22 protein-coding genes are annotated in these 22757 nt (G+C 65.6%); 8 read left to right on the forward strand and 14 right to left on the reverse strand.

Going from position 1 to position 22757, the window contains the following annotated elements:
* From GPT34_RS13680 to rsgA, 3 genes are read left to right on the forward strand one after another with little or no spacing between them, the layout of a single operon-like run.
* Complete coding sequence (locus GPT34_RS13680; RefSeq protein WP_291013446.1) at window positions 1-1272, forward strand: M48 family metallopeptidase; 1272 nt, start codon at window positions 1-3, stop codon at window positions 1270-1272.
* A 3-nt stretch (window positions 1273-1275) separates the two neighbouring features.
* Window positions 1276-1596, forward strand: a complete 321-nt coding sequence (locus GPT34_RS13685) for a 4a-hydroxytetrahydrobiopterin dehydratase (RefSeq protein ID WP_291013449.1) — start codon at window positions 1276-1278, stop codon at window positions 1594-1596.
* A gap of 26 nt (window positions 1597-1622) precedes the next feature.
* A complete protein-coding gene (gene rsgA / locus GPT34_RS13690) occupies window positions 1623-2588 on the forward strand; it encodes a ribosome small subunit-dependent GTPase A (RefSeq protein ID WP_291013451.1) in 966 nt (321 codons plus the stop codon).
* Window positions 2589-2626: 38 nt separating this feature from the next.
* Here rsgA and GPT34_RS13695 read toward each other — a convergent pair whose 3' ends face one another.
* The 4 genes from GPT34_RS13695 to GPT34_RS13710 form a co-directional block, all read right to left on the reverse strand.
* Window positions 2627-3559 carry a CobD/CbiB family protein gene (locus GPT34_RS13695; protein ID WP_291013453.1) on the reverse strand — a complete coding sequence of 311 codons (933 nt, stop codon included), beginning with the start codon at window positions 3557-3559 and terminating at the stop codon, window positions 2627-2629.
* Between the two features lie 141 nt (window positions 3560-3700).
* Window positions 3701-4399, reverse strand: a complete 699-nt coding sequence (locus GPT34_RS13700) for a CoA pyrophosphatase (RefSeq protein WP_291013456.1) — start codon at window positions 4397-4399, stop codon at window positions 3701-3703.
* 166 nt (window positions 4400-4565) lie between these two features.
* The gene (locus tag GPT34_RS13705) at window positions 4566-5900 is read right to left on the reverse strand and encodes a type II toxin-antitoxin system HipA family toxin (protein WP_291013458.1); all 1335 of its coding nucleotides are present in this window, start codon (window positions 5898-5900) and stop codon (window positions 4566-4568) included.
* 2 nt (window positions 5901-5902) lie between these two features.
* Complete coding sequence (locus tag GPT34_RS13710) at window positions 5903-6175, reverse strand: helix-turn-helix domain-containing protein (protein ID WP_291013461.1); 273 nt, start codon at window positions 6173-6175, stop codon at window positions 5903-5905.
* Window positions 6176-6721: 546 nt separating this feature from the next.
* Between GPT34_RS13710 and GPT34_RS13715 the strand changes: the two genes are divergently transcribed.
* Window positions 6722-6910 (forward strand): hypothetical protein, encoded by a 189-nt coding sequence (locus GPT34_RS13715; RefSeq protein WP_291013464.1) that lies wholly within the window; start codon window positions 6722-6724, stop codon window positions 6908-6910.
* 136 nt (window positions 6911-7046) lie between these two features.
* On the opposite strand, the gene GPT34_RS13720 is transcribed toward GPT34_RS13715, so the two are convergent.
* Entirely contained in the window at window positions 7047-7217 is a 171-nt protein-coding gene (locus GPT34_RS13720; protein ID WP_291013467.1) for a hypothetical protein, read from the reverse strand.
* Window positions 7218-7342: 125 nt separating this feature from the next.
* On the opposite strand from GPT34_RS13720, the gene GPT34_RS13725 reads away from it, so the two are divergent.
* Genes GPT34_RS13725 through GPT34_RS13735 form a run of 3 tightly spaced genes read left to right on the forward strand, consistent with a single transcriptional unit; the run spans window position 7343 to window position 12160 of the window.
* The gene (locus GPT34_RS13725) at window positions 7343-9937 is read left to right on the forward strand and encodes an ABC transporter permease (RefSeq protein WP_291013470.1); all 2595 of its coding nucleotides are present in this window, start codon (window positions 7343-7345) and stop codon (window positions 9935-9937) included.
* Between the two features lie 10 nt (window positions 9938-9947).
* Window positions 9948-11009, forward strand: coding sequence for a PLP-dependent cysteine synthase family protein (locus GPT34_RS13730; protein WP_291013473.1), 1062 nt, complete (start codon window positions 9948-9950; stop codon window positions 11007-11009).
* Window positions 11006-12160 (forward strand): carotenoid 1,2-hydratase, encoded by a 1155-nt coding sequence (locus tag GPT34_RS13735; protein WP_291013476.1) that lies wholly within the window; start codon window positions 11006-11008, stop codon window positions 12158-12160. Before GPT34_RS13730 ends, GPT34_RS13735 begins: the two co-directional genes overlap by 4 nt.
* Before the next feature lie 27 nt (window positions 12161-12187).
* Here the strand turns inward: GPT34_RS13735 and GPT34_RS13740 are convergent, their stop codons facing one another.
* The 9 genes from GPT34_RS13740 to GPT34_RS13780 all read right to left on the reverse strand — a co-directional run bounded on the left by GPT34_RS13740 (window position 12188) and on the right by GPT34_RS13780 (window position 21667).
* Entirely contained in the window at window positions 12188-13330 is a 1143-nt protein-coding gene (locus tag GPT34_RS13740; protein WP_291013478.1) for a putative zinc-binding metallopeptidase, read from the reverse strand.
* A gap of 236 nt (window positions 13331-13566) precedes the next feature.
* Window positions 13567-14781, reverse strand: coding sequence for an HlyD family efflux transporter periplasmic adaptor subunit (locus tag GPT34_RS13745; RefSeq protein ID WP_291013480.1), 1215 nt, complete (start codon window positions 14779-14781; stop codon window positions 13567-13569).
* Entirely contained in the window at window positions 14778-17147 is a 2370-nt protein-coding gene (locus GPT34_RS13750) for an ABC transporter permease (protein ID WP_291013483.1), read from the reverse strand. The genes GPT34_RS13745 and GPT34_RS13750 overlap by 4 nt, the downstream gene beginning before the upstream one ends.
* A gap of 18 nt (window positions 17148-17165) precedes the next feature.
* Window positions 17166-17915: an ABC transporter ATP-binding protein gene (locus tag GPT34_RS13755; RefSeq protein ID WP_291013486.1), complete on the reverse strand. Its 750-nt coding sequence runs from the start codon at window positions 17913-17915 to the stop codon at window positions 17166-17168.
* A gap of 101 nt (window positions 17916-18016) precedes the next feature.
* Complete coding sequence (msrA, locus tag GPT34_RS13760) at window positions 18017-18616, reverse strand: peptide-methionine (S)-S-oxide reductase MsrA (RefSeq protein ID WP_291013488.1); 600 nt, start codon at window positions 18614-18616, stop codon at window positions 18017-18019.
* A 26-nt stretch (window positions 18617-18642) separates the two neighbouring features.
* Window positions 18643-19143, reverse strand: a complete 501-nt coding sequence (gene msrB / locus GPT34_RS13765) for a peptide-methionine (R)-S-oxide reductase MsrB (RefSeq protein ID WP_291013490.1) — start codon at window positions 19141-19143, stop codon at window positions 18643-18645.
* A 98-nt stretch (window positions 19144-19241) separates the two neighbouring features.
* Window positions 19242-20003, reverse strand: coding sequence for an ABC transporter permease (locus tag GPT34_RS13770; RefSeq protein WP_291013502.1), 762 nt, complete (start codon window positions 20001-20003; stop codon window positions 19242-19244).
* 2 nt (window positions 20004-20005) lie between these two features.
* Window positions 20006-20977, reverse strand: a complete 972-nt coding sequence (locus GPT34_RS13775) for an ABC transporter ATP-binding protein (RefSeq protein ID WP_291013492.1) — start codon at window positions 20975-20977, stop codon at window positions 20006-20008.
* Between the two features lie 132 nt (window positions 20978-21109).
* Window positions 21110-21667, reverse strand: coding sequence for a peroxiredoxin-like family protein (locus tag GPT34_RS13780; RefSeq protein WP_291013495.1), 558 nt, complete (start codon window positions 21665-21667; stop codon window positions 21110-21112).
* Window positions 21668-21788: 121 nt separating this feature from the next.
* Here GPT34_RS13780 and GPT34_RS13785 point away from each other — a divergent pair, with 121 nt between their 5' ends.
* Window positions 21789-22598: an AraC family transcriptional regulator gene (locus GPT34_RS13785; RefSeq protein WP_291013497.1), complete on the forward strand. Its 810-nt coding sequence runs from the start codon at window positions 21789-21791 to the stop codon at window positions 22596-22598.
* The last annotated feature ends 159 nt before the right edge of the window (window positions 22599-22757 follow it).

Genomic DNA, 22757 nt, shown 5'->3' on the forward strand with positions numbered 1-22757 from the left:
ATGGACAACGCTGCCTGGATCATGACCGCCCTCTTCTGTGCCCTGCTGGTGGCCGGCCTGCTCACGCGCACCGCGCTGGCCAGCCGGCAGATGCGCTTTGTGGCACGTCACCGAAGCGAGGTGCCGCCTGCGTTTGCCGACACCATCACGCTCGCCGCCCACCAGAAAGCGGCCGACTACACCATCACCAAGTCGCGCTTCGGCCTGCTGGAGACCAGCCTGGAGGCCGCGCTGCTGCTGGGCTGGACCTTGCTGGGCGGACTGAACTGGCTCAACGGCCTGCTGCTCGATGCGCTGGGTGGTGGTCTGTTGCAGCAGCTGGCCCTGATCGGCTCGTTTGCGTTGATCGGCGGTCTGATTTCTCTGCCAATGAGCTGGTGGTCCACCTTCCGGATCGAGGAGCGCTTCGGGTTCAACAAGATGACGTTGTCGCTGTGGCTGGGTGACCTGGTCAAGGGCACCGCTGTCGGCGTACTGGTCGGCCTGCCGATTGCCGCCCTGGTGCTGTGGCTCATGGGTGCGGCAGGTCCGGTCTGGTGGCTGTGGGCCTGGGGCGTGTGGATGGGCTTCAATCTGCTGCTGCTGGTGTTCTACCCCACCGTGATCGCACCGTTGTTCAACAAGTTTGAACCCCTGCAAGACGAAAGCCTGAAAACCCGTGTGCAGGCGCTGATGCAGCGCTGCGGCTTTGCCGCCAAAGGCCTGTTCGTGATGGACGGCAGCAAGCGCAGCGCCCACGCCAACGCGTACTTCACCGGCTTCGGTGCGGCCAAGCGGGTGGTGTTTTTCGACACCCTCCTGCAGCAGCTCACGCCGGCTGAGGTCGATGCGGTGCTGGCGCACGAGCTGGGTCACTACAAACACCGCCACATCATTCAGCGCGTCGTGATGATGTTTGCCTTCAGCCTGCTGGGCTTTGCCGCCCTGGGCTGGGTGTCGGGCCAAGCCTGGTTTTACAGCGGGCTGGGCGTGACGCCGTCGCTGGATGCGCCCAACGATGCGATGGCACTCCTGCTGTTCCTGCTGGTGGTGCCGCTGTTCACCTTTTTCCTCTCGCCGCTCATGGCCCAGCTCTCGCGCCGCCACGAGTTCCAGGCGGATGCCTACGCCCAACAACAGACCAGCGGCGCCGATCTGGCCAGCGCGCTGCTCAAGCTGTTCAAGGACAATGCCAGCACCCTGACGCCAGACCCGCTTTACGCGCGCTTCTACTATTCCCACCCGCCGGCCAGCGAGCGCATCGCTCGCCTGCGCACGGCCACCACCGCCTGAGCCATGAACCCCATCCACCAAAATCGCCGCGCCCTCTCCGCCACCGAAATCGTCACCCAGCTGACCCAGCTCAATGGTGATGCAGCCCAGGGCTGGAAGCTGATCGAGGGCGCGCTGGAGAAGTCCTTCCCCTTCGCCAACTACCACGAGACGATGGCGTTTGTGAACGCGCTGGCCTGGGTGGCGCACCGCGAAGACCACCACCCGGATCTGGCGGTCTCCTATGGCCGCTGTACGGTGCGTTTCAACACCCACGACGTCAGCGGCATTTCCGTCAGCGACTTCCACTGCGCGGCTGCCGTCGATGCACTGCTCCAGCCCTGAATGCCTGCTCCTATGAAGGCCACGCCTTGAGCGCCCCCGCCCGCCACGCCCAGACGGCCCCAGGCGAGGCCTTGAAACCTGGCCGTGTGGTCGCCGCCCATGGCCGGCATTGTCTGGTGGAGAGCCCCGACGGCGAGCGCGGCATCTGCCATCCCCGCGGAAAAAAGAATCCGGTGGTGGTGGGCGACCAGGTGCTGTGGCAGGCCAGTGGCGACGAGGGCAGCATCGAGAGAGTGGAGCCTCGGCGCAACCTGTTCTACCGCCAGGACGAGCTGCGCACCAAGTCGTTTGCCGCCAACCTGGACCAAGTGCTGGTGCTGCTGGCGGCCGATCCCGAGTTCTCCGAGCGTCAGCTGGCCCGTGCCCTGATCGCCGCCGAAGCCGAGGGCATCTCGGTGCTGGTGGTGCTGAACAAACACGATCTTCAACCTGCGTTCGACCGCGCCTGGGCCCGCCTGACGCCCTACCGGCGCATGGGCGTGACGGTCATGCCACTGAGCCTGCAGGCCGAGAGGGAACACGGCCTTGACGCCTTGCTGGAACAACTCACGGGTCGGGTCACGCTGGTACTGGGCCCCTCAGGTGTCGGCAAGAGCACCCTGGTGAACCGCCTGGTGCCACACGCCAGCGCGCTTACCGGCGAGATTTCGCGGGCACTCAATTCGGGCAAACACACGACCACCAGCACCACTTGGTACTGGACCGACGACAGCCGCCAGACCGCGCTGATCGATTCGCCCGGTTTTCAGGAGTTTGGGCTCAACCACATCGAGCCGATGCAACTGGCGCACTGTATGCCCGATTTGCGCGCGGCGCTGGGCCAATGTCGCTTCTACAACTGCACCCACCTGCACGAGCCTGGCTGCGGGGTGCGTGCGCAGGTGCAAGGCATCGGCGAGGCGCCTGGCGACGACGCACTGCCCATCGACGCGAACCGCTACCGCATCTACGGCGAGCTGTTCGACGAACTGTCCAACAAGCGAAGCTACTGAGAAAAGACGGACGGCGCGGCGCGCACGGCGCCGCCCGATCAGATTGGCAAGCGCGCGAGGCTGAGCAAGGCCAGCAGCAGCATCCACAGCACCACTGCCCGCCACACCAGACCCACCACGCCACCGAGGTGGGCCAGCTGCGGCTCGGGTCGCCCACCGCCATCAGCGTCGGCGGGATCGCTGCCTGACGGGCGCGGTGCGAGGCGCACGTTCAACGCGCCCGAGGTGGCGGCCAGCACCACCCCGTCGCCGCCGGGCCCATACAGCGCGGCGTCGCTGCGCCAGCTGGCCACCGCTTCTTCGAAGTTGCCCACCACCGCAAACCCCAATGCGGTCGAACGGGACGGCACGTGGTCCACCCAGGCCCAGGCCTTGGCCGCGGCGTTTTGCAGGGCCGGGCTGCGCGAGCTGTCGCCACGCGCCTGCCAGTTGCGCGAGAGGTATTCCACCATGCGGTAGAAGATGGCGCCCGCCGGCCCCAGACCCAGCAGCCAGAACACCACAAAGCTCACCAGCACCCCGAACACATGGCGGTGCGCCGACAGCACCGAGTGTTGAATCACCTGGCGCAGCAGCTCGGCACGAGGCAGGCTAGAGACCTCCACGCGCAGCCAGGTGGCCAGCTTTTCGCGCGCGCCGGCCTCGTCGCCACCGTCGAGACACTGCCGGATCTGGCTGAAATGATGGCTGAACTGGCGAAAACCCAGCGTCACGTACAACACGCCCACCAGCCACACGAAGGCGAGGATGCTGCTGAACGACCACAGCACCCAGTACACCCCTCCGGCGATCAGCGTGGGAACGCCCACCGCCAGTGCCCAGGCGATCCAGCCATGCGAGGTGTGCCCCGCATCGAGGTTGCGCCGCACCGTGCGCGCCCAGGCCCGCAGCGCCGAGTGGGCCGGGTTGTCGTAGGCAAGCGGGCGGGCTTGCTCCAGCAACAGTGCGATGAGGATGGCGGCGAATCCCATGGGCCGATCATAGCGGCGCCCCTTGCCGCAACGACTCGTACCGGTGGGTCTTCGAGGTGAGCACAAGGCAAGAGGCCGCGGAACGTAAAGTCGCACGGCGAGGGAAAACCGCTCACTGATCGTTGGGAAAGCGGACCGGTATCAGGCGATGAGCAGGCGGTAGAAGTTGCGCAACATGCCGGCGGTGGCGCCCCAGATGAAGCGCTCTCGCTCGCCGTGCGGCTGGGGCTCGGTGTAAGGCATGGAATACCACTCCCGCATGGCCCCCGCCCATTCGATCGCGTGGCGCCGGTGGTTGCTCGGGTCCATCAGAAAGTCCAGCGGCACCTCGAACACGTCATCCACTTCATGCGGGTTCGGTTGCAGCACAAACCCGGGCTGCACCAACGCCACCACCGGCGTGACCAGAAAGGCCGTACCGGTGACGTACAAAGGTAGCGAGCCAAGCACCTCGATGCGGTCGGGCGCCAGGCCCGTCTCTTCAAACGTTTCGCGAAGGGCCGCAGCCGTGGCATCGGCATCGGTGGCATCCACCTTGCCGCCAGGCAAGGCGATCTGGCCTGAATGGGTCGACAAATGGGCCGTGCGCTGGGTCAGCAGCAGCGTGGGGCGCGCATGCATCACCAGAGGCAGCAGCACCGCGGCCTGTGCCGGCATGCGCTCGCCAAAACGCCGCTCCTCAGACAGCTCGGGCGCCCAGGCGGGCGGTGCCGCAAACAGGTCGCGCAGACCCGCTGGCGTGAACCGGCGTGGATCCACCCGCGCACGCAGCTCATCGGAGCGTGGTGGCAAGACAGGTACCTGACGCGGGTCGAACAACGGAGGAGGCGAAGCGCTCATGGGATTAGGGCCTGTCCGCACTCAGGGAAATGGTGTGAGCAAGCCCCGGAAGCATAGCCCGGACGGGTCTTACTACGCTGTTGGCCCGAGAAATCGCTGAAACCCAATGCTGGCAAGGGCTATCGGCGAGTGAGGAGCAACGTTCTAGGCCGCAGCGCCGTGCGTCTTAGAGCGCCGAATTGGCAATAAGCTTAGCCGTGCGTCTCAGGCCTGCGAAAATGGGGGTTGCGACTTTCTCTGGGTAACCGGCAGGTAGCCGAGCAGTTACGGCTGCGATGGCTGGCTCCAGACCCTGCAGAACCTCTTCGATGACATCCTCCGCGCTATCGCGCTGGAAGAACTTTTTAGCCGTAGCGTTGAAGTGGCGACGCTGAATATCCTTGAAGTGATAGTGCCGGTTCTTGCCTTGCAGCGCCATGGCGAGTTTGGCCTTATGCCAAGAGAACTGGTTTGCACCGTTTCCTTCAACGGTCCAGATAGACATCACGTCGTAGAGCGGTGTCAGCGCGTAACGGCCACGCGGCAAGATGCGCAGACTGAAGTTTTTAGCGTGCCCGTCTGGGGCGGCCATCATCCAGAAGATCAACTGCGTTTTGAGAAAGTTTTTCAGGTCGTCTTGCGCGTTCACAGAGCCAGTGAGTACGCGGGCGATTTCCGCAATGCCGGGCCCGCCATCGGATTCATATTTGCGGTGAGGCGCTGTGCTGCTGACTTGACAAAAGTCTTCCTGTGGAAGGCGCAACAGCCAGGTGCCAGAGGAGTGCATCTGCCGGTCAAATCGCTCTACGGAGAGTACCTTCTGGTTCCCGAACTTGAGAATTTCGGTCTTGGCAGTCGGCAACCCGAGCTCGCGCATCAGCTCCATGCAGAGCCACTCGTTCTCTACCGAGGTTCCGAAGTCTGCCTTGCGCGCACCCACTAGCCCGATGGGTAGCTTCAGGATGTGTGATGTAGGGGTAGCGCCGTGGGGGCGTATCCACTGACCACCATGCCACAAGAGCGCCGTCTTCTCTTGGGCGCCGGCAAGCGAGATGCGGAAATTGTCGTCGTTCTCAACGTCCGGGTGAGCACCTGAGCCAGCAGCTAGTAGCAGCAGCTCTTCCACCTGCTCCTCGTTGAGCGAGGTGCCCTCAATGCTTGCGACATTGACCGGCGACTCATCTGCTCCGAGCAGTTGAATGGCGCCCACGCAATCACGCCCGATAGCCTCGAGCAGGTCAAATGCCTCCAGGGTGTCTGTCTTGAATCGGGTGGCCAAGCGTTTTCGGATGGCCTCGCTGTCTGGCAGCAGGTTCTCGAAGTAGTTGTGGACCGGGGCTCCACGCAAGGCTTGTGTGCCTGTGAAGGGCATAGACAACGACAGAGGTCGGCCTGCCTCTGAGGCAATCCAGCTCAGGTCGTAAATGAACTCCATGTCGCCACGGGCGGGGATGGTCCAGGTCCCCACCCGCTCTCCGTTGGCCCAGACAGAAAGTGAGCGAGCTTTCGTTGCGCGCCCCATGCTTACCACTCCGCCTTGCTACCTGTCGGCAGACTCTTGTTTTCGGTAACAGACGGACCGTCCCTGGGCTGGACCTGTAATTCAAGGCTCAGCGCAGACATGATTGCGAGGAGCTGGTCCACCCGCATGGAGCCTGGGTCGGTCTCCAGTTGGGACAAGCGGTTTTGACTCAGTCCAATTTTTGCGGCCAGTTGTGCCTGGCTCAGCTTTGTGCGTTTGCGCGCGGCACGAAGGACCACACCGACCTGACTAGGGATGGAGAGAAGTTGGTTCATGGGTTAAGCTGCGGGGCAGAAGTATCATCGAAACTGATTTTTTCATTATATCAGTAATAGCGATAAATGCAATAAATCACCATTGCCGATACATCCCAATTATCAGTAAAGGTGATTTACTGCCGTTTAGCAGGAATTCAAGGGCCAGGCCAGCCTCTTACAGCCATGAAAAAGTCGCTTCAGATTGCTCTGAACGACTGTTACGAACCTTGGGCCACCAGCGTAGTAAACCCGCCCGGACGAAAAAAAGCCGCCCCCGGGAGCAAGCCCCTCGCTTAATCTGTTGAAGGATTGAGCTGATTCTGACAAGATGCCTCGTAGGTTCACGGACTTACGAGGCATTCTTCTTGTCGACTCCAATCCCGGCGCCCGCGCCACCGCTTCCGAGGGCGAGGATTCCGCTGGAGGCTGGGTTCACCTTCCCGGGAGGGGGTGCCCGGACCTTGCAGGTCAACTTCTGCAAGAACCCCAGGTGCGCCAACTTTGGGGTGCCTGCCGGCGGCGTGCGGCGTGCCCGCCGCAGCAAATCTGTAGCAGTCGCGGGAATTGAATACCGCTTGGCAGCGAGTGGTGCAGGCCTACAGCGCCTATCAGCCCGAGAACATCGAGAAACTCTTGACCGTGTTCCGGGCTTATTACAACTACTGCATCGTGGGCCAGGACGAGAAGACTCCCGCGATGCGCTTCGGGCTTGCCGACCGGCCAGCGACCCCTGCTGAACTCCTAGGCATGTAGAAAAAGAAAGGGCCCCGTCCTGTCGGAGGGGCCCAGTCGGGGTTCAAATCAGGCCAAGGGGGCCATCAACAGGTTAAGCGAGGGGCTTGCCCCGAGGGGCCCGTTCTGCATGGCGCTGAGCGCAGCCCGGCAGAGATCAGCCGCCCTTTTTCGAGCGTTTGCCCGGGTTCTTTTTGCTGCGCGTGGCCACGCCGCGCTCCAGGCTCACGCGCTGACCGCGGCCATGGGAGGCCAGGGACACGCCGGGGACCGGGATCGGACGGGGGGTGCGCTTGCGGTCGGCTTCGGTGACGATTTTGTTGCCCATGATGTCGGTTCCAGAGAGAAAGTGAAAGACCCCCTTATTAGGCCACAGCCGGGCGGCCCCCTGCCAGAGCACGGTAAGACCTCCCAACACGGACGCTTGGCGGGCCAGCGGTAAGCTCAGCGCACATGCTGGCGCTGCTCAAGACTTTCTCCTGGCAGGAACTGCTGCACCACCCCTGGCGCAACGCCGCGGCCGTGGTGGCGGTCATGCTCGGCGTGGCGCTGGCGCTCTCGGTTCACCTCATCAACGCCTCGGCGCTGTCGGAGTTTTCCGGCGCCGTGCGCTCGGTCAATGGTCAACCCGATCTCGACCTGAGAGCCCGCCAGGGGCTGCTGGATGACCGCCTGCTGGATCGCGTGGCGGCCCAGCCCGGCGTGGCCATCGCCAGCCCGGTGCTGGAGTGGAATACCACCGCGCGCGCCGCCGGCGGCGAAGCGGTGGCGGTGCGCGTCATCGGCCTGGACGCGCTGTCGGTCGCGGGCGTTTCGCCTGCGCTGATGCCGCGCACCGACACACCGAACGGCGGCAGTGCCGCGGGTCGGCGGCTGGACATCTTTGCGCCCGACGCGGTGTACGTCAATCCGGCGGCGCGCCTGGCGCTGGACGCTGGCGGCAACGATCCCATCCTGCAGGTGCAGACAGGCCTGAAGCTGCGGGAGCTGCGGGTGGCAGGCTCGGTCAATGCGCCGGGTGGGCCGGTGCTGGTGATGGACGTGGCCGCGCTGCAAGACCTGATGCAGCGCCCGGGCCAGCTCAGCCGCATCGACCTGCGCCTGTCGCCTGGCACCGAGCCCGATGCCCTGCTCAGCGCGCTTGACCTGCCTGATACGGTCCTGGCACAACGGCCCGAGCAGGCGGGCGAGCGGGTGAGCAACCTGTCGCGCGCCTACCGGGTCAACCTCACCGTGCTGGCGCTGGTGGCGCTGTTCACCGGCGCCTTCCTTGTGTTCTCGGTGCTGTCGCTGTCAGTGGCGCGGCGCCAGCAGCAATTTGCGCTGCTGGGCGTGCTGGGGCTAGGTGCTAAAGAACGGAGGCAGCTGGTGCTTGCCGAGTCGGCGCTGCTGGGTGCGCTGGGCAGTCTGCTGGGGGTCTGCCTGGGCACCGCTCTGGCTGCGTTGGCGCTGCGCGTGCTGGGTGGTGACCTCGGTGGCGGCTACTTTGGTGGCGAAGCTCCCCGCCTGCAATGGAGCCTGAGCGCGGCCCTGCTCTATGGTGCACTGGGCACGGTGGCCGCTGTGGTGGGTGGGTGGTGGCCAGCGCGCGCCACCGAGCGCATGGCACCGGCCCTCGCCCTCAAGGGTCTGGGCGCACCCGTGGTGGCTGGTGGTCGGAACCATGCGCTGGCGCTGGGCCTGATGGCGCTGGCCGGGTTGCTGGCCTGGGCGCCGCCAGTGGGCGGCTTGCCGCTGGCCGCTTATGCATCGGTGGGCCTGCTGCTGGTGGGGGGCATCGCGTCGCTTCCGTTGGCCGTGGGCGCGCTGCTGAACCGGCTCGCGCCTTGGGTGGCCACGCGCGCCCTGCCCCTGCTGGCGGTGGAGCGTTCCAGGCGCTTGCGCGAAACCGCAGCGGTGGCCACCAGCGGTGTGGTGGCCAGCCTGGCGCTGTCGGTGGCGCTCACGGTGATGGTGGCCAGCTTTCGCGATTCGGTCACGCATTGGCTGGACGGCGTGTTGCCGGCCCAGTTGTATGTGCGCGCCGCTTCCGGTGGTGCTGGCAGCGGGGCCGGGGAGGGCAATACCTTGCCGCCCGATCTGGTGCTCGCCATCGCCACCCAGCCCGGCGTGGCACGGGCCGATCCGCTGCGCAGCACTGCGCTGCAGCTCTCAGCCACTTTGCCCGCCGTCACCCTGCTTGCGCGGCCGTTGCACACGGGTGCAGAGGCCACTGGCCAGACCCTGCCGCTGGTAGGCAACCCGGCGCCGCTGCCGGCTGCGGCCGCGGGGGAGAGCATCGTGCCGGTCTACATCAGCGAAGCCATGACCGACCTATATGGCGCGCAACCAGGTGGCTGGTTGCCCCAACTGGCGCTGGCCTTCCCATCACTGCCCGAGGGCGTGCGGTTCTTTGTGGTCGGCGTCTGGCGCGACTATGCGCGCCAGCATGGCAGCGTGGTGATCGACCGGGCGGACTTTGTGCGCTACTCGGGCGATGAGCGCGTCAACGACCTGGCGCTGCACCTCAACGAAGGTGCGAGCGAAGAGGCGGTGCGCGAAGCCATTCGCACACTCGCCGCCGAGCAAGGCGCGCAAGACTTGCTGGAATTCGCCTCGGCCGGACAGATCCGCACCATCTCGCTGCGCATTTTTGACCGAAGCTTTGCCGTCACCTACTGGTTGCAGGCGGTGGCCATCGGCATCGGGCTGTTCGGCGTGGCGGCGAGCTTCAGCGCGCAGGTGCTGGCGCGCCAGCGGGAGTTTGGCTTGCTGGCGCACCTGGGTCTCACGCGGCGGCAGATCCTGGGCGTGGTTGCGCTGGAAGGTCTGGCCTGGACGGTGCTGGGTGCACTCGCCGGGCTGGCGCTGGGCCTGGGGGTGAGCCTGGTGCTGGTGCATGTGGTCAATCCGCAGAGCTTCCACTGGACCATGGACCTCGCCCTGCCCTGGCTGCGACTCATCGCCCTGTGTGTGGCCGTGGTGCTGGCCGGCACCCTGACCGCCTGGCTGGCCGGGCGCGCTGCCGCCAGCCGCGACGCGGTGCAGGCGGTGAAGCAGGACTGGTGACAATGGCGCCATGAGCACCTCGCACCACTGGACTCACCGCGCACTGGCGCTGATCGCAGCCGACCATTGCCGCAGCGCCGACACCCACCTGATCGCCTTGCCGTTGCCGGTGTGGCAGGCCAGAGGCATTGACCTCTACCTCAAGGACGAGTCCACCCACCCGACCGGCAGCCTCAAGCACCGGCTTGCGCGCTCGCTGTTTCTGTACGCACTGTGCAACGGCTGGCTGCGCGAAGGCACCACCGTGGTTGAAGCCTCCAGCGGTTCGACCGCGGTCAGCGAAGCCTATTTCGCACTCTTGCTCGGTCTGCCCTTCGTCGCCGTGATGCCGCGCAACACCTCGCAGGAAAAGATCGATCAGATCCACTTCCACCAGGGACATTGCCACTTCGTGGAAACGGCTGGTGAAGTCTACGAAACGGCGCGGCAGATCGCACAGCAGCGGGGTGGCTACTACATGGACCAGTTCACCTACGCAGAACGCGCCACCGACTGGCGCGGCAACAACAACATCGCCCAAAGCATCTTCGACCAGATGGCCTGCGAACGCCATGCGGTGCCGCGCTGGATCGTGGTGGGCGCGGGCACCGGCGGCACCAGTGCCACCATCGGCCGCTACCTGCGTTACGTGGGCCACGACACGCAACTCTGCGTGGCTGATCCGGCCGGCTCTGTGTTCGCCAGCTACCACCGCGAACGCGACGCCACCGCCACGGCGTCCGGCTCGCGCATCGAAGGCATTGGGCGCCCACGCGTCGAGCCCAGCTTCATCCCCACCTTGATTGACCGCATGGTGGAGGTGGCCGACGCCGACTCCATTGCCGCCATGCACGAGCTGTGCGCCCTGCTCGGGCGCCGCGTCGGCCCCTCCACCGGAACCAACCTGGTCGCCATGCTGATCCTGGCCAGGGAAATGCATGCGCGCGGCGATACCGGCGCCATCGTCTCGCTGCTGTGTGACAGCGGCGAGCGCTACCTCAAGACCTATTTCGACGCTGACTGGTCGCTGGCCCTGTTTGGCGATATCGGCGCCACCCGCGAACAGATACAAGCCCACTTGCACGGCGCATGAAGCTCTCCGCACCGCACCGCCTGCAAAACCGCCGCCACTGGTTGCTGGGCGCGGGCGGCCTGCTGCTGGCGCCGGTTCTTGCACAAACACCGCATCAGCAAGAATACCAACCCGGCAGCGCACTGACCCCGCGCCCGCTTCGCTTCCCGCGCGACCACGGCACCCACAACGAGACCCGCACCGAGTGGTGGTACCTGACCGGCCACGCGCAAACCGCCGACGGGCGAAGCTTCGGCTTTCAGGTCACCTTCTTTCGCAGCCGGGTCGATGCGGCGCAGACGCTCCAAAGCCGCCTGGCGGCGAAGCAACTTCTGTTCGCCCACGCGGCCATCACCGACCTCCAAGGCAAGGAGTTGCTGCACGACCAGCGCATCGCGCGCTGGAACGGCGAGCTGCCGCTGCAGCGCGAGCGCGGCGTGTTCGCTCGTGTTGACGATCTGCAGGTGGTGCTGCGCGACTGGTTCATGAAGCGCGATGCCGTGGGCGCCTATCGCACCGAAGTGGTGGGTGACGGCTTTGCGATTTCGCTGCGCGCCACGCCGACGCAGGCCATCCTGCTGCAAGGCGATCAGGGCTTTTCGCGCAAGGGGCCTGACCCATCGCAGGCCAGCTTTTACGTCACCCACCCACAGCTCGCGGTGCAAGGCGCGCTCACGCTGCGTGGCCAGCGGCTCACGGTGACCGGCCTGGCCTGGCTCGACCACGAATGGAGCGAAGCCATCCTGCACCCCGACGCGGTGGGCTGGGACTGGATCGGCATGAACCTGGCCAACGGCGACAGCCTCACCGCGTTTGAACTGCGCCGCGCCGACGGCAGCGCGTTGTGGGCTGGTGGTTCCTACCGTGCACAGGCTTCGGCGCAGAACCCCCACGGCGCACGGTCCTTCGCCACCGGTGAGGTGCGCTTCACCCCGCAACGCTTCTGGACCAGCCCCCTGACCCGGGCGCGCTATCCCGTCGAATGGCGAGTGGACACCCCCAGCGGCCGCTTCACCGTGCGTGCGCTGCTCGAAGCCCAGGAACTCGACAGCCGCTCCAGCACCGGCACGGTGTACTGGGAAGGCCTGTCCGACCTGTTTGACCAGAGCGGCCAGCGCGTCGGCCGCGGCTACCTGGAGATGACGGGTTACGCGCAGCGGCTGGTGTTGTAGCCGCTCCCCGGCTGGCCAGCCAAAAGCTCACAGCGAAACGATGGTCTGCGCCTGGCCTGTCTCCGCCACCAGCAGGTGGATGAAGTGCAGCTTGGCCACCACTTCGTACGGCATCACAAACGGGTAGAAATCGGGCTGTCCCATGGCGCGCGACATGCCGTTGAGCAACATGGTGAGCTGGGTCCAGTGGTTGAGGAAGGCCAGAAAGCGCTCTGCCTCAGGGTGGTCGGGCAGGTGCAGGACCTCAGCATCGAACGGCGTGAAGTCCAGCTGCGCCGGGTTGAGCGTCAGGCCGTAGCTCACGGCGGTGTCCACCGTGTCGCGCATGTGCATGTAGTGCGCCCAGCATTCGGCCCAGTCTTCCCAGGGGTGCACGCTGGCGTAGGCGCTGACGAAGTGCAAGGGCCAGTCGGGTCGCGGACCGTCTTCGTAGCTTTTTTTCAAGCTCTCGGCGTAATCCTGGTTTTCGTCGCCGAACAAGTCTCTGAACCTGGGCAGCCACTCGGTCTTTTCGACCAGGCGGTACCAGTAGTAGTGACCGATCTCGTGGCGAAAGTGCCCGACCACGGTGCGATAGGGCTCGTTCATGGCCTGGCGCGTGCGCTCGCGCTTGGCATCGTCGGCTTCGGCCACGTTCAGCGTGATCAGGCCGTCATCGTGCCCGGTCATCACGTGCTTGCCCGGCTCGGTGGAGCGCAGGATATCGAACATGAGGCCCTGCTCGGTGTCCTCGGTTTCACGCGAGGCCACAGGCAGGCCCATCACCAGCAAGGCAGAAACCAGGCGACGCTTGGCCTGCTCCACGCGGCCCCAGAGTTCCCCGTTGTCTGGCCGGGCCGGATCGTCCAGATTGGGAATGGTGCGGTTGAGCCGGCAGGCTCTGCAAAGACGCCCATGCGCCTCGCCATCGACATGCGGGACCAGCCAGTTGCAGTTCGCGGGTGTGTCCCGGTTGGCACAACTCACAAAGACCGGCCCTGGTGTGCCCCACTCCACCCAGGTATCAGCCTCTACGCCTGGCGCCAGAGGCAGCAGAGTGGCTCGTTCGGGGTGATACCCCAGCGCGGTACCACAAGCCAGGCAGCGGCTGTTGACGAAGAACGTGGTGCGACCGCACTGGCAGGTGTAGACCCTGGCGGTGTGTGACGCCTCGGCGTGCAAGGGAGGCACTGGCGGCAGCGGTGGTAAAGGGGGCAACGGAGGCAGGGGAGGCAGCGGTGGTAGCGAAGCCGGCGAAGGGATATCTGGCAAGGGGGCACCTCAAATGAAGGGGTCAGGCGTCGAAGCAACCTGGCGAATGGCATGGGTCGGCCGCCGAGCCTGTTATGAAAGACCATTCTCGTTCAAACAGGTGCTTGCCAAAGCCGAGGCCGGTGGCGATTGACTGCGCCCCGACCTGCGCCGCCTCACTTCCGGGTCTTCACCGCCTGACCGTCTTCGATCATGCTGCCCGGGTACAGCAGCACCGTCTCGCCGGACAGCAATCCATCCTGTATCCAGGCCTGGTCCGCGTTGCGGTCTTTGACCGTCACGGCGCGGGCCCGCGCACGGCCACCTTCCACCACAAACACCCGCCAGCCCGAACCGTCACGCACCAGCGCCGCGCTGGGCGCCAGCAGCGCCTCGTCCTGCGCCTGGATGGTGATGCGCGCGTCCACCCGGAAGCCGTCCCCCAGGTTCAGGGTGGCGGTACCCGGGTCCAGGCTCACGATCACGTTCACGCGCTGCTCCTCAATGCCCAGCGCCGAGACCTTTGTGAAGGCCACCGGCTCGATGCGTTCGACCCGCCCCATCAGCGGCGCCGCCTTGCCGCCGGTGGACAGCGACACCGCGGTACCCGGCTGGATCGCACCGACCTCGCCCGAGAGCACGTCGATCACCGCTTCCATGGCCCCCAGGTTCCCCAGTTCCACCAGCGGCTGGCCCACATTGACCGGCGCAGCGCTGTCCAGATGCAGCTTGAGCACCTGCCCATCAACCGGGCTCTTCAAGGACCACAGCCCCGCCGCTCTCCCACTGGCGCTCGGCTCGGAGCGGGTGAGCGCAGCCCGCGCCTCGGCCAGCATGAAGTCGGCCGCGGCCAGTTCGGCGCGGCCAGCGTTCAGCGCCTGGCGCGCAGCCTGCTGCGCCAGCTGGGCCTGATCGCGTGCCGAGGCCGAAATGAAATTGTCTTGCGCCAGCTTTGCTGCGCGCTGTGCCTCCAGATCGGCCTGGGCCAGCGCCGTCTGCAGGCGCTGCACCTGGGCAATCGCGGCCTGGCGCGCGGCATTGGCGCTGCCCACGCGTTGCAACAAGACGTCGCGCGTGCGCGCATCGATCATTTGCGGCGAAACAGGTTGCAGCACCGCCACCACGTCACCCGCTTTCACCGCATCGCCCACTTTGAGCGAGGGCCGCTGCAGCTCAGCCTGGGTGGGCGCCGTGATGACGTAGCGGTTCTTCAGCCGCAGCTGACCGTCCTCTTCAATCACCTGCTCAAAGCGGCCGCTGGCCACCGCAGCGACCTCGACCGCCAACGGACGAGGCTGGTACACCCACCACACCAGGCCAGCGAGCGCCAGCACGCCGAGGGCGATGGCCAGGGTTCGACCCCAGCGACGAGAAGTTGTCTTGTTGTTCATTCGCGTACCTTCAACACGGAAACCAGGTCCAGCTGGTCGATCTTGCGCCGCACCAGCAACGCACTGGCCACACCCGCGGCCAGCACGATGAAGGCGGCCGAAGCGTAGGTGGCGGGCTCAATCACGACCGGAAAATCGATGGCGTCCGAGGACATGAGCGCCATCATGAGCGTGGCCAACGCCCAGCCCAGGAAAGCGCCGATCGGCAGCGCCAGCACTAGCTCGGCGCCGAGCTCGGCCAGCAGCAGCACCGAGACTTCGGACCGCGTCATGCCGAGCACGCGCAGGCTGGCCAGCTCCCAGGCGCGTTCGGAGAGCGAAATGCGCGCCGCGTTGTAGATGATGCCCACCGCCATGGCGACCGCAAACAGGGTGAGGATGCCGCTGAACACGCCCATGTTTTTCGACGTGGTGCGGTTGAAGCTCTCCATGGACGAGGCCTTGTCGAACACCGAGTTGATCAGCGGCGCGCGCTTGACCGCGCCCCAAAATTGCTCCTTGGCCAGCGGGTCCACCTGCAGGGCGGCGTCGGCCACCCCTTCGCCGTCGCGGGCCACGCGGTTCATCGCGTCCAGCGACATGTAGAGCAGCTTGCCAAACATGGTCTGCACGATGTCGACCACTTCCACCTCGGCCTGGGTTTGGGTCCAGAGGCGGAACTCCAGCTGCACCCGGTCGCCCACGCGGGCGCCCAGTTCGCGCGCCAGCATCGCCGACAGCACCACGCCCTGCGCCGGCATCGCGACCGCGCCGCGCGTCTCGTCGACCACGCGCATCAGCCGCGCCTCGGAGCCGATGCCCATCATGCCGGTATCCACCGTGTGGCCGTTGAAGCGCACCCGCACCAGCTCGGTCCGGTAGGGTTCAGCGTCGATCACGCCTGGCAGGCGCTGCAGATCGCGCGCCACCGTGAGCGGCACAGGGCGGTGGAAATTCACCAGCACGTCACCCTGCTGCACCTGGCGGAATTGCACGTCCACGATGTGATCGATGGCGTCGAGCCAGAACGCACCCGAAATCTGCAGTGCCACCGCCAGCGACACACCGATGACGGTGAACGCGGCGCGCAACGGCCTGCGCTCAAAATTGCGGATCACCATCAGCGCGCCGGTGCTCACCTGGTGGCCCAGGCCGATGCGCTCGATAAGCGTGGCACGGTAGCGCGGCGGCACGGGCGGCTGCATGGCCTGCGCAGGTCGCAGGCGCACCACAGCGTGGATGGCGGTCCAGGTGCCGAGTGCGGCGGCACCGGCTGCAACGGCGGTGGACACCAGCACCAGCCAGGGCGTGGTCACATACGCCAGGCTGTTGAAGCGGAACACCTCGTCGTACAGGCTGAGCATGCCGCGCCCAATCGCCATACTCAGCCCCAGGCCCACGATCACGCCCAGGCCGGCAATCAGGCAGGCAAACTGGATGTAGTGCCAGGCAATGGCGCCATCGCTGTAGCCCAGGGCCTTGAGCGCCGCGATCTGGCCGCGCTGCGTGGCGACCTGGCGGCTGAGCACAACGTTGAGGATGAACATCGCCACCACCAGGAAGATCGACGGCAGTACCGTGCCCATGACCTTGAGTTGCGACAGCTCATCGGCCACGATCTTGCTGGAGAGCTGCTTGTCGCGCCCTATCGCGCCGATCGCGCCATAAGGCTCCAGCAGCACGTCGACCCGATCGATCACCGCCACCAGCGGCACGCCCGGCACCACACCCAGCGCCACCTGGTTGAATGCGCCAGCCAGGTCAAACGCGGTCGCCATGCGCTCGTCGTCGATCCACCAGATGCCGAAGAACTCGTCGTCGGGTGCGCCGCCCTGCGAGGCAAACACGTACTCGGGTGTGACCGCAGTGCCCACGATGTGAACCGCCTCCAGCCGACCGTTGAGAATGGCGTGCACGGTGTCGCCTGCCTTGAGTGAGCGCGCCACGGCAAAGCGGTCGCTCACCAGGGCTTCGAGCTGACCTTCGCGCTCGGGCCAGCGTCCGCTCTTGAGCGTGAGCCGGTTCAGGCCCTGGCGATCCGCGTGCACCCGCGCCAGGTCCAACCCGATGAAGCGGCCAGTGACCGGCGGCACGACGCCGGGCAGATCGATCTGCGCGTCCATCGCGTTGCTCAGTTGAACCTCGCTCACACCGTCGATGGCCGCCAGGCGGGCGCGCAGATGTTCAGGCGCCCGCTTGACGCCTGCAAACACATCGGCCAGCCGGTTGTCCAGATAGAAAGCGTCGCGTGCGCCCAGCAGCGACGCATGCACGGAAAACATACCCACAAACCCGGCCACGCCGATGGCCACCACCATGGCGATGGTGGCGACCTGGGCGCGAAGACGCGTGAGGTCGCGCCAGAGTTTGATGTGGATGGCTTTCATGGCAGCTTCATGCCTGCATCACCAGCTCAGGCCCGAGGCGGGCAACTTGTGTGCATTCACGTGCGTGTCGACGATCTGGCCGTCGGCCAGGCGCAGCACGCGGTCGGCGATGTCGGCAATGGGCGCGTTGTGGGTGATGACCACCGTGGTCGTGCCCAGCTCGCGGTTCACCCGCTCGATGGCTTGCAACACCATGATGCCGGTGGCGCAATCGAGCGCGCCGGTGGGCTCGTCGCACAGCAGCACTGCGGGATTTTTCGCGATGGCGCGCGCAATGGCCACGCGCTGCTGTTCACCGCCCGAGAGCTGCGAGACAAAGTGATCCAGCCGCGGCGCCAGCCCCACCAGGGCCAGCGCGTCTTCCGGCTTCATCGGGTCTTCGGCGAGATCGGTCACCAAGGCCACGTTTTCGCGCGCGGTGAGGCTGGGGATGAGGTTGTAGAACTGGAACACGAAGCCCACGTGTTCCCGCCGGTATCGCGTGAGCTCGGCATCGTCGGCGCCGATGAGTTCGTGCACCTGACCGGCGTGGGTCCAGCGCGCCGAGCCGCTGGTGGCCGTGTCCAGCCCACCAAGGATATTGAGCAGGGTCGACTTGCCGCTGCCCGATGCGCCCAGCAAGACCACGAACTCGCCACGCACGATGTCCAGGTCCACGCCACGCAAGGCGTGCACCGCCGTCGCCCCCTCACCGTAGACCTTGGTCAGGCCACGGGCAGTGAACACGGCGGCATCGCCGGCAGGTCCAGAGGCTTCAGGGTTTTTCATGGGCGGCAAGACAGAGACTGCACACTTCAGTGTGCCGCCATCCCCGCCCGGGCGCCATGACGTGAATCAAAGGGTGCGTCGCAGCGTCGCCCCTCGCCTGGCTATTTCCAGACGCGCTTGAGCTGGGCGTCGCGCCCGCAGCTCAGGCGGTAGTAGCTGTAGCGCACCGAGTTTTTCTTGTAATAGTCTTGGTGGTAGTCCTCGGCCAGGTAGAAGGTGCTGGCCGGTGCGAGCTCGGTGTGAATGGTCTTGAAGCGACCGGTCTTTTGCAGCGCGTCGCGGCTGGCGGTGACGATCTGGCGCTCAGCCTCGTTGCCCCAGTAGATGCCGCTGCGGTACTGATCACCGATGTCGCAGAACTGGCGGTTTTTTTCGCTCGGGTCGATGGTCTTCCAGAAGAATTCGACCAGTTGCGCATAGCTGACCTTGGCCGGGTCGTAGGTCACGCGCACTGCCTCGGTGTGGCCGGTATGGCCCGCGCTCACCGCCTGGTAGGTCGGGTTGGGTGTCTTGCCCGCGGTATAGCCGGACACGGCCTCGATCACACCGGGCAGCTTCTCGAAGTCGGACTCGGTGCACCAGAAACAGCCGCCCGCAAAGATGGCGGTGGCGGAAGCGGCGTGGGCCGCACTGCCCAGCAGCGCGCCAGCGCCCATGGCCACGGCAGCAGTGAATCTGAGCAGGTGACGAAACTTGACCATGGTGTTGAACCTCAGGTGAAAAACGATCAGGTGCGCAGCGCTGGCAGCGCCTGGTCTTTGGGCACAAACGCCAGGGCCACGCCGTTGTTGCAATAGCGCTGACCGGTGGGCTTGGGCCCGTCGCTGAAGATGTGCCCCTGGTGTCCGCCGCAGCGCGAGCAGTGGTACTCGGTGCGCGGGTAGATGAGCTTGAAATCGGTCGAGGTGCCGACCGCCTGGGGCAGTGGTTGCCAGAAGCTGGGCCAGCCGGTGCCGCTGTCGTACTTGTGGGCGGCATCAAACAGGGGCTGGTTGCAAGCGGCGCAGACAAAGGTGCCTGGGCGCTTCTCGGCGTCGAGCGGGCTGCTGCCGGCGCGCTCGGTGCCGTGTTCAAACAGCACGCGGTAGGCCTCGGGCGAAACGATTTCGCGCCACTGGGCCTCGGTCTTCTTCAGGGGGAACGGCGGCGCTGCCAGCGCCGAACTCGCGGGCAGCGAGGCGCCTGCGAGCCAGCCGGTGAGGGTTTTGAGCATGGTGCGTCTTTCCATCGGGGATTCCTTGGTTGCCTGGTGTGAGCCGGTGCACACAGAAAAGTGCCCGGGCATGCCCATGGGTCTGTTGGACCGCGGGTTTTCTTACAAGGGCTTCAGCGGCGCAGCCGGTACCCGGTGCGGAACACCCACCAGATGACCACAAGGCACGCGAGCATGAAGGTCAGCGTCATGCCAGTGCTGACGGCGATGTGCACGTCGGCCTTGCCGTAGAAGCTCCAGCGGAAACCACTAATCAGGTAGACCACCGGATTGAAGAGCGAGAGCGTCTGCCACACCGGCGGCAGCATGTTGATGGAGTAGAAGGCACCGCCCAGAAAGGTCAGCGGCGTGACGATCAGCATCGGCACCACCTGCAGCTTCTGGAAGTTGTCGGCCCACAGGCCGATGATGAAGCCAAACAGGCTGAAAGTGACCGCGGTGAGCACGAGAAAACCGAACATCCAGACCGGGTGGGCGATGTGGTAGGGCACAAACAGGCGCGCAGTGACCAGGATGAGCAGACCCAGCACCATGGACTTGGTAGCTGCTGCGCCCACGTAGCCCAGCAGCACCTCGAACCACGACACCGGCGCCGACAGCAGCTCGTAGATCGTGCCCGACCACTTGGGCATGTAGATACCGAACGAAGCATTGGAAATGCTCTCGTTGAGCAGCGACAGCATCACCAACCCGGGGATGATGAAGGCGCCGTAGCTCACGTTGTCGATGTCGCCCATGCGCGATCCGATCGCCGTGCCGAAGACGATGAAATACAGCGAAGTGGTGAGCACCGGCGCGATCACGCTCTGGGTGATGGTGCGCAGCGTGCGCGCGATCTCGAAGCGGTAGATGGCGCGCACGCCATGCAGGTTCATCTTCATGCCGTCGCCCCTTCGACAGGCGCGGCGGGCTGGTGCACCAGGCTCACAAAAATCTCCTCCAGCGAACTCTCGCTCGATTGCAGGTCCTTGAAATCGATGCCTTCGACCGCCAGGGCTCGCAGCAGCTCGGCGATGCCGGTCTCCTCGCGCTGGGTGTCGAAGGTGTAGACCAGGTGCAGGCCATCGGCCGCGAGCTCCAGCGGCCAGGCCGAAAGCGCCTGCGGCACCTGGGACAGCGCCTGCTGCAGCGTGAGCGTGAGCTGCTTCTTGCCGAGCTTGCGCATCAGCACCGCCTTGTCTTCCACCAGGATCAGCTCGCCGCGGTTGATCACGCCGATTCGGTCGGCCATGTCTTCGGCCTCTTCGATGTAGTGCGTGGTCAGGATGATGGTGGTACCGGCGTCTCGCAGGGCGCGCACCATGCGCCACATGTCGTGGCGAAGTTCCACGTCCACACCGGCGCTCGGCTCGTCCAGGAACAGGATGCTCGGTTCGTGCGACAGCGCCTTGGCGATCAGCACGCGCCGCTTCATGCCGCCCGAGAGCGTCATGATCTTGTTGTTTCGCTTGTCCCAGAGCGACAGGTCGCGCAGCACCTTCTCCAGGTGGGCATCGTTCGGCGATTTGCCAAACAGCCCGCGGCTGAACTTCACTGTGGCCCAGACGGTCTCGAACGAGTCGGTGTGCAGCTCCTGGGGCACCAGGCCGATGATGCTGCGCGCAGCCCGGTAGTCGCGGACGATGTCATGCCCATCGGCCAGCACGGTGCCCACGGTGGCGTTGGACATGCCGCAGATGATGCTGATCAGCGTGGTCTTGCCCGCGCCGTTGGGGCCCAGCAGCGCAAGAATTTCGCCGCGGCGGATGTCGAGATCGACGTTGCGCAGTGCGGTGAAGCCGCCGGCGTAGGTCTTGCCCAGGCCGCGGATGGAGACGACGGCGTCGGGAGAATGTGAAGCTGATGGCATGAAGACGAGACAAACAAGAAAAGGATCGCGCCGGTGATCCGAATGACCACTACCGCAACCCTTGCTTGTAGCACGCCTGCCCCGCACGCGCTGACGCCGTACGCCTTTCCAGGCGTACGACAGGGGGTCAACTCACACCGCGCCGGTGTACTCGCCGCGGGCCGGGTAGCTCTTGGCCACCGCAAAGTCGATGGCGGCCACCAGATCGGCGAACCCCGGGCGGGCAAAGGGCATGGTCTGCACCGCGCCGTAATACAGCGTGCCATCGGGACGCACGATGTACACCGCCGGTTCGCTGAACAGCGCCGGCTCTTCGATGCCGATCGAAGTCTTGCCGCGCGACTCGCTGATGTACAGGCCCCACTCGCGCGCCGCCTTCAGCGCAAGACCATAGGCAAAACGCACGCCACTGGCGTTGATCTTCTTTGCCATCTCCTGAGCGCGCTCCTCGGTGTCTGAACTGATCGCGACCACGTTCACGCCGCGCGAGGCGAACTCGGGCGCCAGGCGCTCCAGCTCGATCAGGTACTTGGCGCAGAGCGGGCAATGCAGCCCGCGGTAGAACACCAGCAAATCGAACTGCTCACCCGGCTGGGCGCCGAGCACAAAACGCTCGCCGTTGGTCAGCGGCAGGTCGAGGGAGGGCACCGGCTGGCGCGGCAAAAGGACATTCGGGGTCTGTGTGCTCATGGGTCTCCTGAGGGAATGGGCAATGGGATTTGAAACGCAGTCGATGGCTTCGCTACGACGGCTCAGTATGCAGTACGATGAAGCACTCAAGATTCTGATTTAATGCCTTTTCGTTCAGAATATGCCTGCTGCCACGTCACCCGTACCGCGCCTGGATCGCCTGACCGCCCTGCTGCAAGGCCTGTCACCCCAGGTGACGCTGTTGCCTGGTTCACCCGTGGATACCGCCTTCACGCAAGGCCCCCCACTGCCCACCCTGCATCTGGCGCTCATGCTGGAGGAACCCGGTGCCTCCACGGCAGCGAGCACCCTGCCTCCGCCTGAACCCACTTTGTTGGTGTGGCGAGCCGACGATGCCGCGCTGGCCTGGCCCCTGCCCTCCCTGGCCCATGTCAGCCTGCAAGGCCAGGCGGTGCTGGCCGGCCCGATGGCGGGCCTGCTGATGGGGGCGTTTGATGGCGTGCTGGTTTTGCCGCTGGCCAGCGCCGACCCCGCCCTGCAGCAGGCTGTGTGGCTCATTCGGTCGGAGCTGCAGGCGCCGCGCTGCGGCGGCCCGCTGCTGCTCGACCGCGCGGGCGACATCTTGTTCATCGGGCTGCTGCGCCATTTGATCGCGCAGCCGCGCACGCGCCACGGCCTGCTCAATGGCCTGTCTGACCCCCGGCTCGCCCGCGCCCTGGTGGCCGTGCACGATGAACCACAACAGGCCTGGACTCTGGAGCGCCTGGCCAACACCGCCGGCATGTCGCGCACCGCGTTCGCCACCCGCTTTCGCGCCGTGATGGACCAGACCCCGGGCGACTACCTGTACCGACTGCGCATGGCGCTGGCCCGCGACGGCCTGCAACGCGGGCAAAGCCTTAAGCAGATCGCCTCGGCGGTCGGCTACACGCCGACCTCGCTGTCTCGCGCGCTGGCAAGGCAGCAGTGAGCCGCGCTCGGTCTCCCCACCGCAGCAGCCGGGAGTCCAGGCACAGCGGTCAACTTTCCTGGCGAGGCTCCTACTTCCGCTGCCGGCCGAGGCTGTGTGGAAACGCCACGGGCACGCCAGTATTGCCGATCCCTTGCTTCATGAGGTGTTCATGAGGCC

The organism is Hydrogenophaga sp., assembly GCF_011390835.1.
GTDB lineage: Bacteria > Pseudomonadota > Gammaproteobacteria > Burkholderiales > Burkholderiaceae_C > Hydrogenophaga.

What these genes read in the sequence shown, in the direction of transcription:
- GPT34_RS13755 (WP_291013486.1), bottom strand. Translation starts at nt 17,915, where the DNA reads ATGAAAAACCCTGAAGCCTCTGGACCTGCCGGCGATGCCGCCGTGTTC.
- GPT34_RS13685 (WP_291013449.1), top strand. Translation starts at nt 1,276, where the DNA reads ATGAACCCCATCCACCAAAATCGCCGCGCCCTCTCCGCCACCGAAATC.
- msrA (WP_291013488.1), bottom strand. Translation starts at nt 18,616, where the DNA reads ATGGTCAAGTTTCGTCACCTGCTCAGATTCACTGCTGCCGTGGCCATG.
- GPT34_RS13720 (WP_291013467.1), bottom strand. Translation starts at nt 7,217, where the DNA reads ATGGGCAACAAAATCGTCACCGAAGCCGACCGCAAGCGCACCCCCCGT.
- GPT34_RS13775 (WP_291013492.1), bottom strand. Translation starts at nt 20,977, where the DNA reads ATGCCATCAGCTTCACATTCTCCCGACGCCGTCGTCTCCATCCGCGGC.
- GPT34_RS13700 (WP_291013456.1), bottom strand. Translation starts at nt 4,399, where the DNA reads ATGAGCGCTTCGCCTCCTCCGTTGTTCGACCCGCGTCAGGTACCTGTC.
- GPT34_RS13780 (WP_291013495.1), bottom strand. Translation starts at nt 21,667, where the DNA reads ATGAGCACACAGACCCCGAATGTCCTTTTGCCGCGCCAGCCGGTGCCC.
- GPT34_RS13730 (WP_291013473.1), top strand. Translation starts at nt 9,948, where the DNA reads ATGAGCACCTCGCACCACTGGACTCACCGCGCACTGGCGCTGATCGCA.
- GPT34_RS13710 (WP_291013461.1), bottom strand. Translation starts at nt 6,175, where the DNA reads ATGAACCAACTTCTCTCCATCCCTAGTCAGGTCGGTGTGGTCCTTCGT.
- msrB (WP_291013490.1), bottom strand. Translation starts at nt 19,143, where the DNA reads ATGGAAAGACGCACCATGCTCAAAACCCTCACCGGCTGGCTCGCAGGC.
- GPT34_RS13725 (WP_291013470.1), top strand. Translation starts at nt 7,343, where the DNA reads ATGCTGGCGCTGCTCAAGACTTTCTCCTGGCAGGAACTGCTGCACCAC.
- GPT34_RS13745 (WP_291013480.1), bottom strand. Translation starts at nt 14,781, where the DNA reads ATGAACAACAAGACAACTTCTCGTCGCTGGGGTCGAACCCTGGCCATC.
- GPT34_RS13750 (WP_291013483.1), bottom strand. Translation starts at nt 17,147, where the DNA reads ATGAAAGCCATCCACATCAAACTCTGGCGCGACCTCACGCGTCTTCGC.
- GPT34_RS13680 (WP_291013446.1), top strand. Translation starts at nt 1, where the DNA reads ATGGACAACGCTGCCTGGATCATGACCGCCCTCTTCTGTGCCCTGCTG.
- GPT34_RS13785 (WP_291013497.1), top strand. Translation starts at nt 21,789, where the DNA reads ATGCCTGCTGCCACGTCACCCGTACCGCGCCTGGATCGCCTGACCGCC.
- GPT34_RS13770 (WP_291013502.1), bottom strand. Translation starts at nt 20,003, where the DNA reads ATGAACCTGCATGGCGTGCGCGCCATCTACCGCTTCGAGATCGCGCGC.
- GPT34_RS13695 (WP_291013453.1), bottom strand. Translation starts at nt 3,559, where the DNA reads ATGGGATTCGCCGCCATCCTCATCGCACTGTTGCTGGAGCAAGCCCGC.
- GPT34_RS13735 (WP_291013476.1), top strand. Translation starts at nt 11,006, where the DNA reads ATGAAGCTCTCCGCACCGCACCGCCTGCAAAACCGCCGCCACTGGTTG.
- GPT34_RS13705 (WP_291013458.1), bottom strand. Translation starts at nt 5,900, where the DNA reads ATGGGGCGCGCAACGAAAGCTCGCTCACTTTCTGTCTGGGCCAACGGA.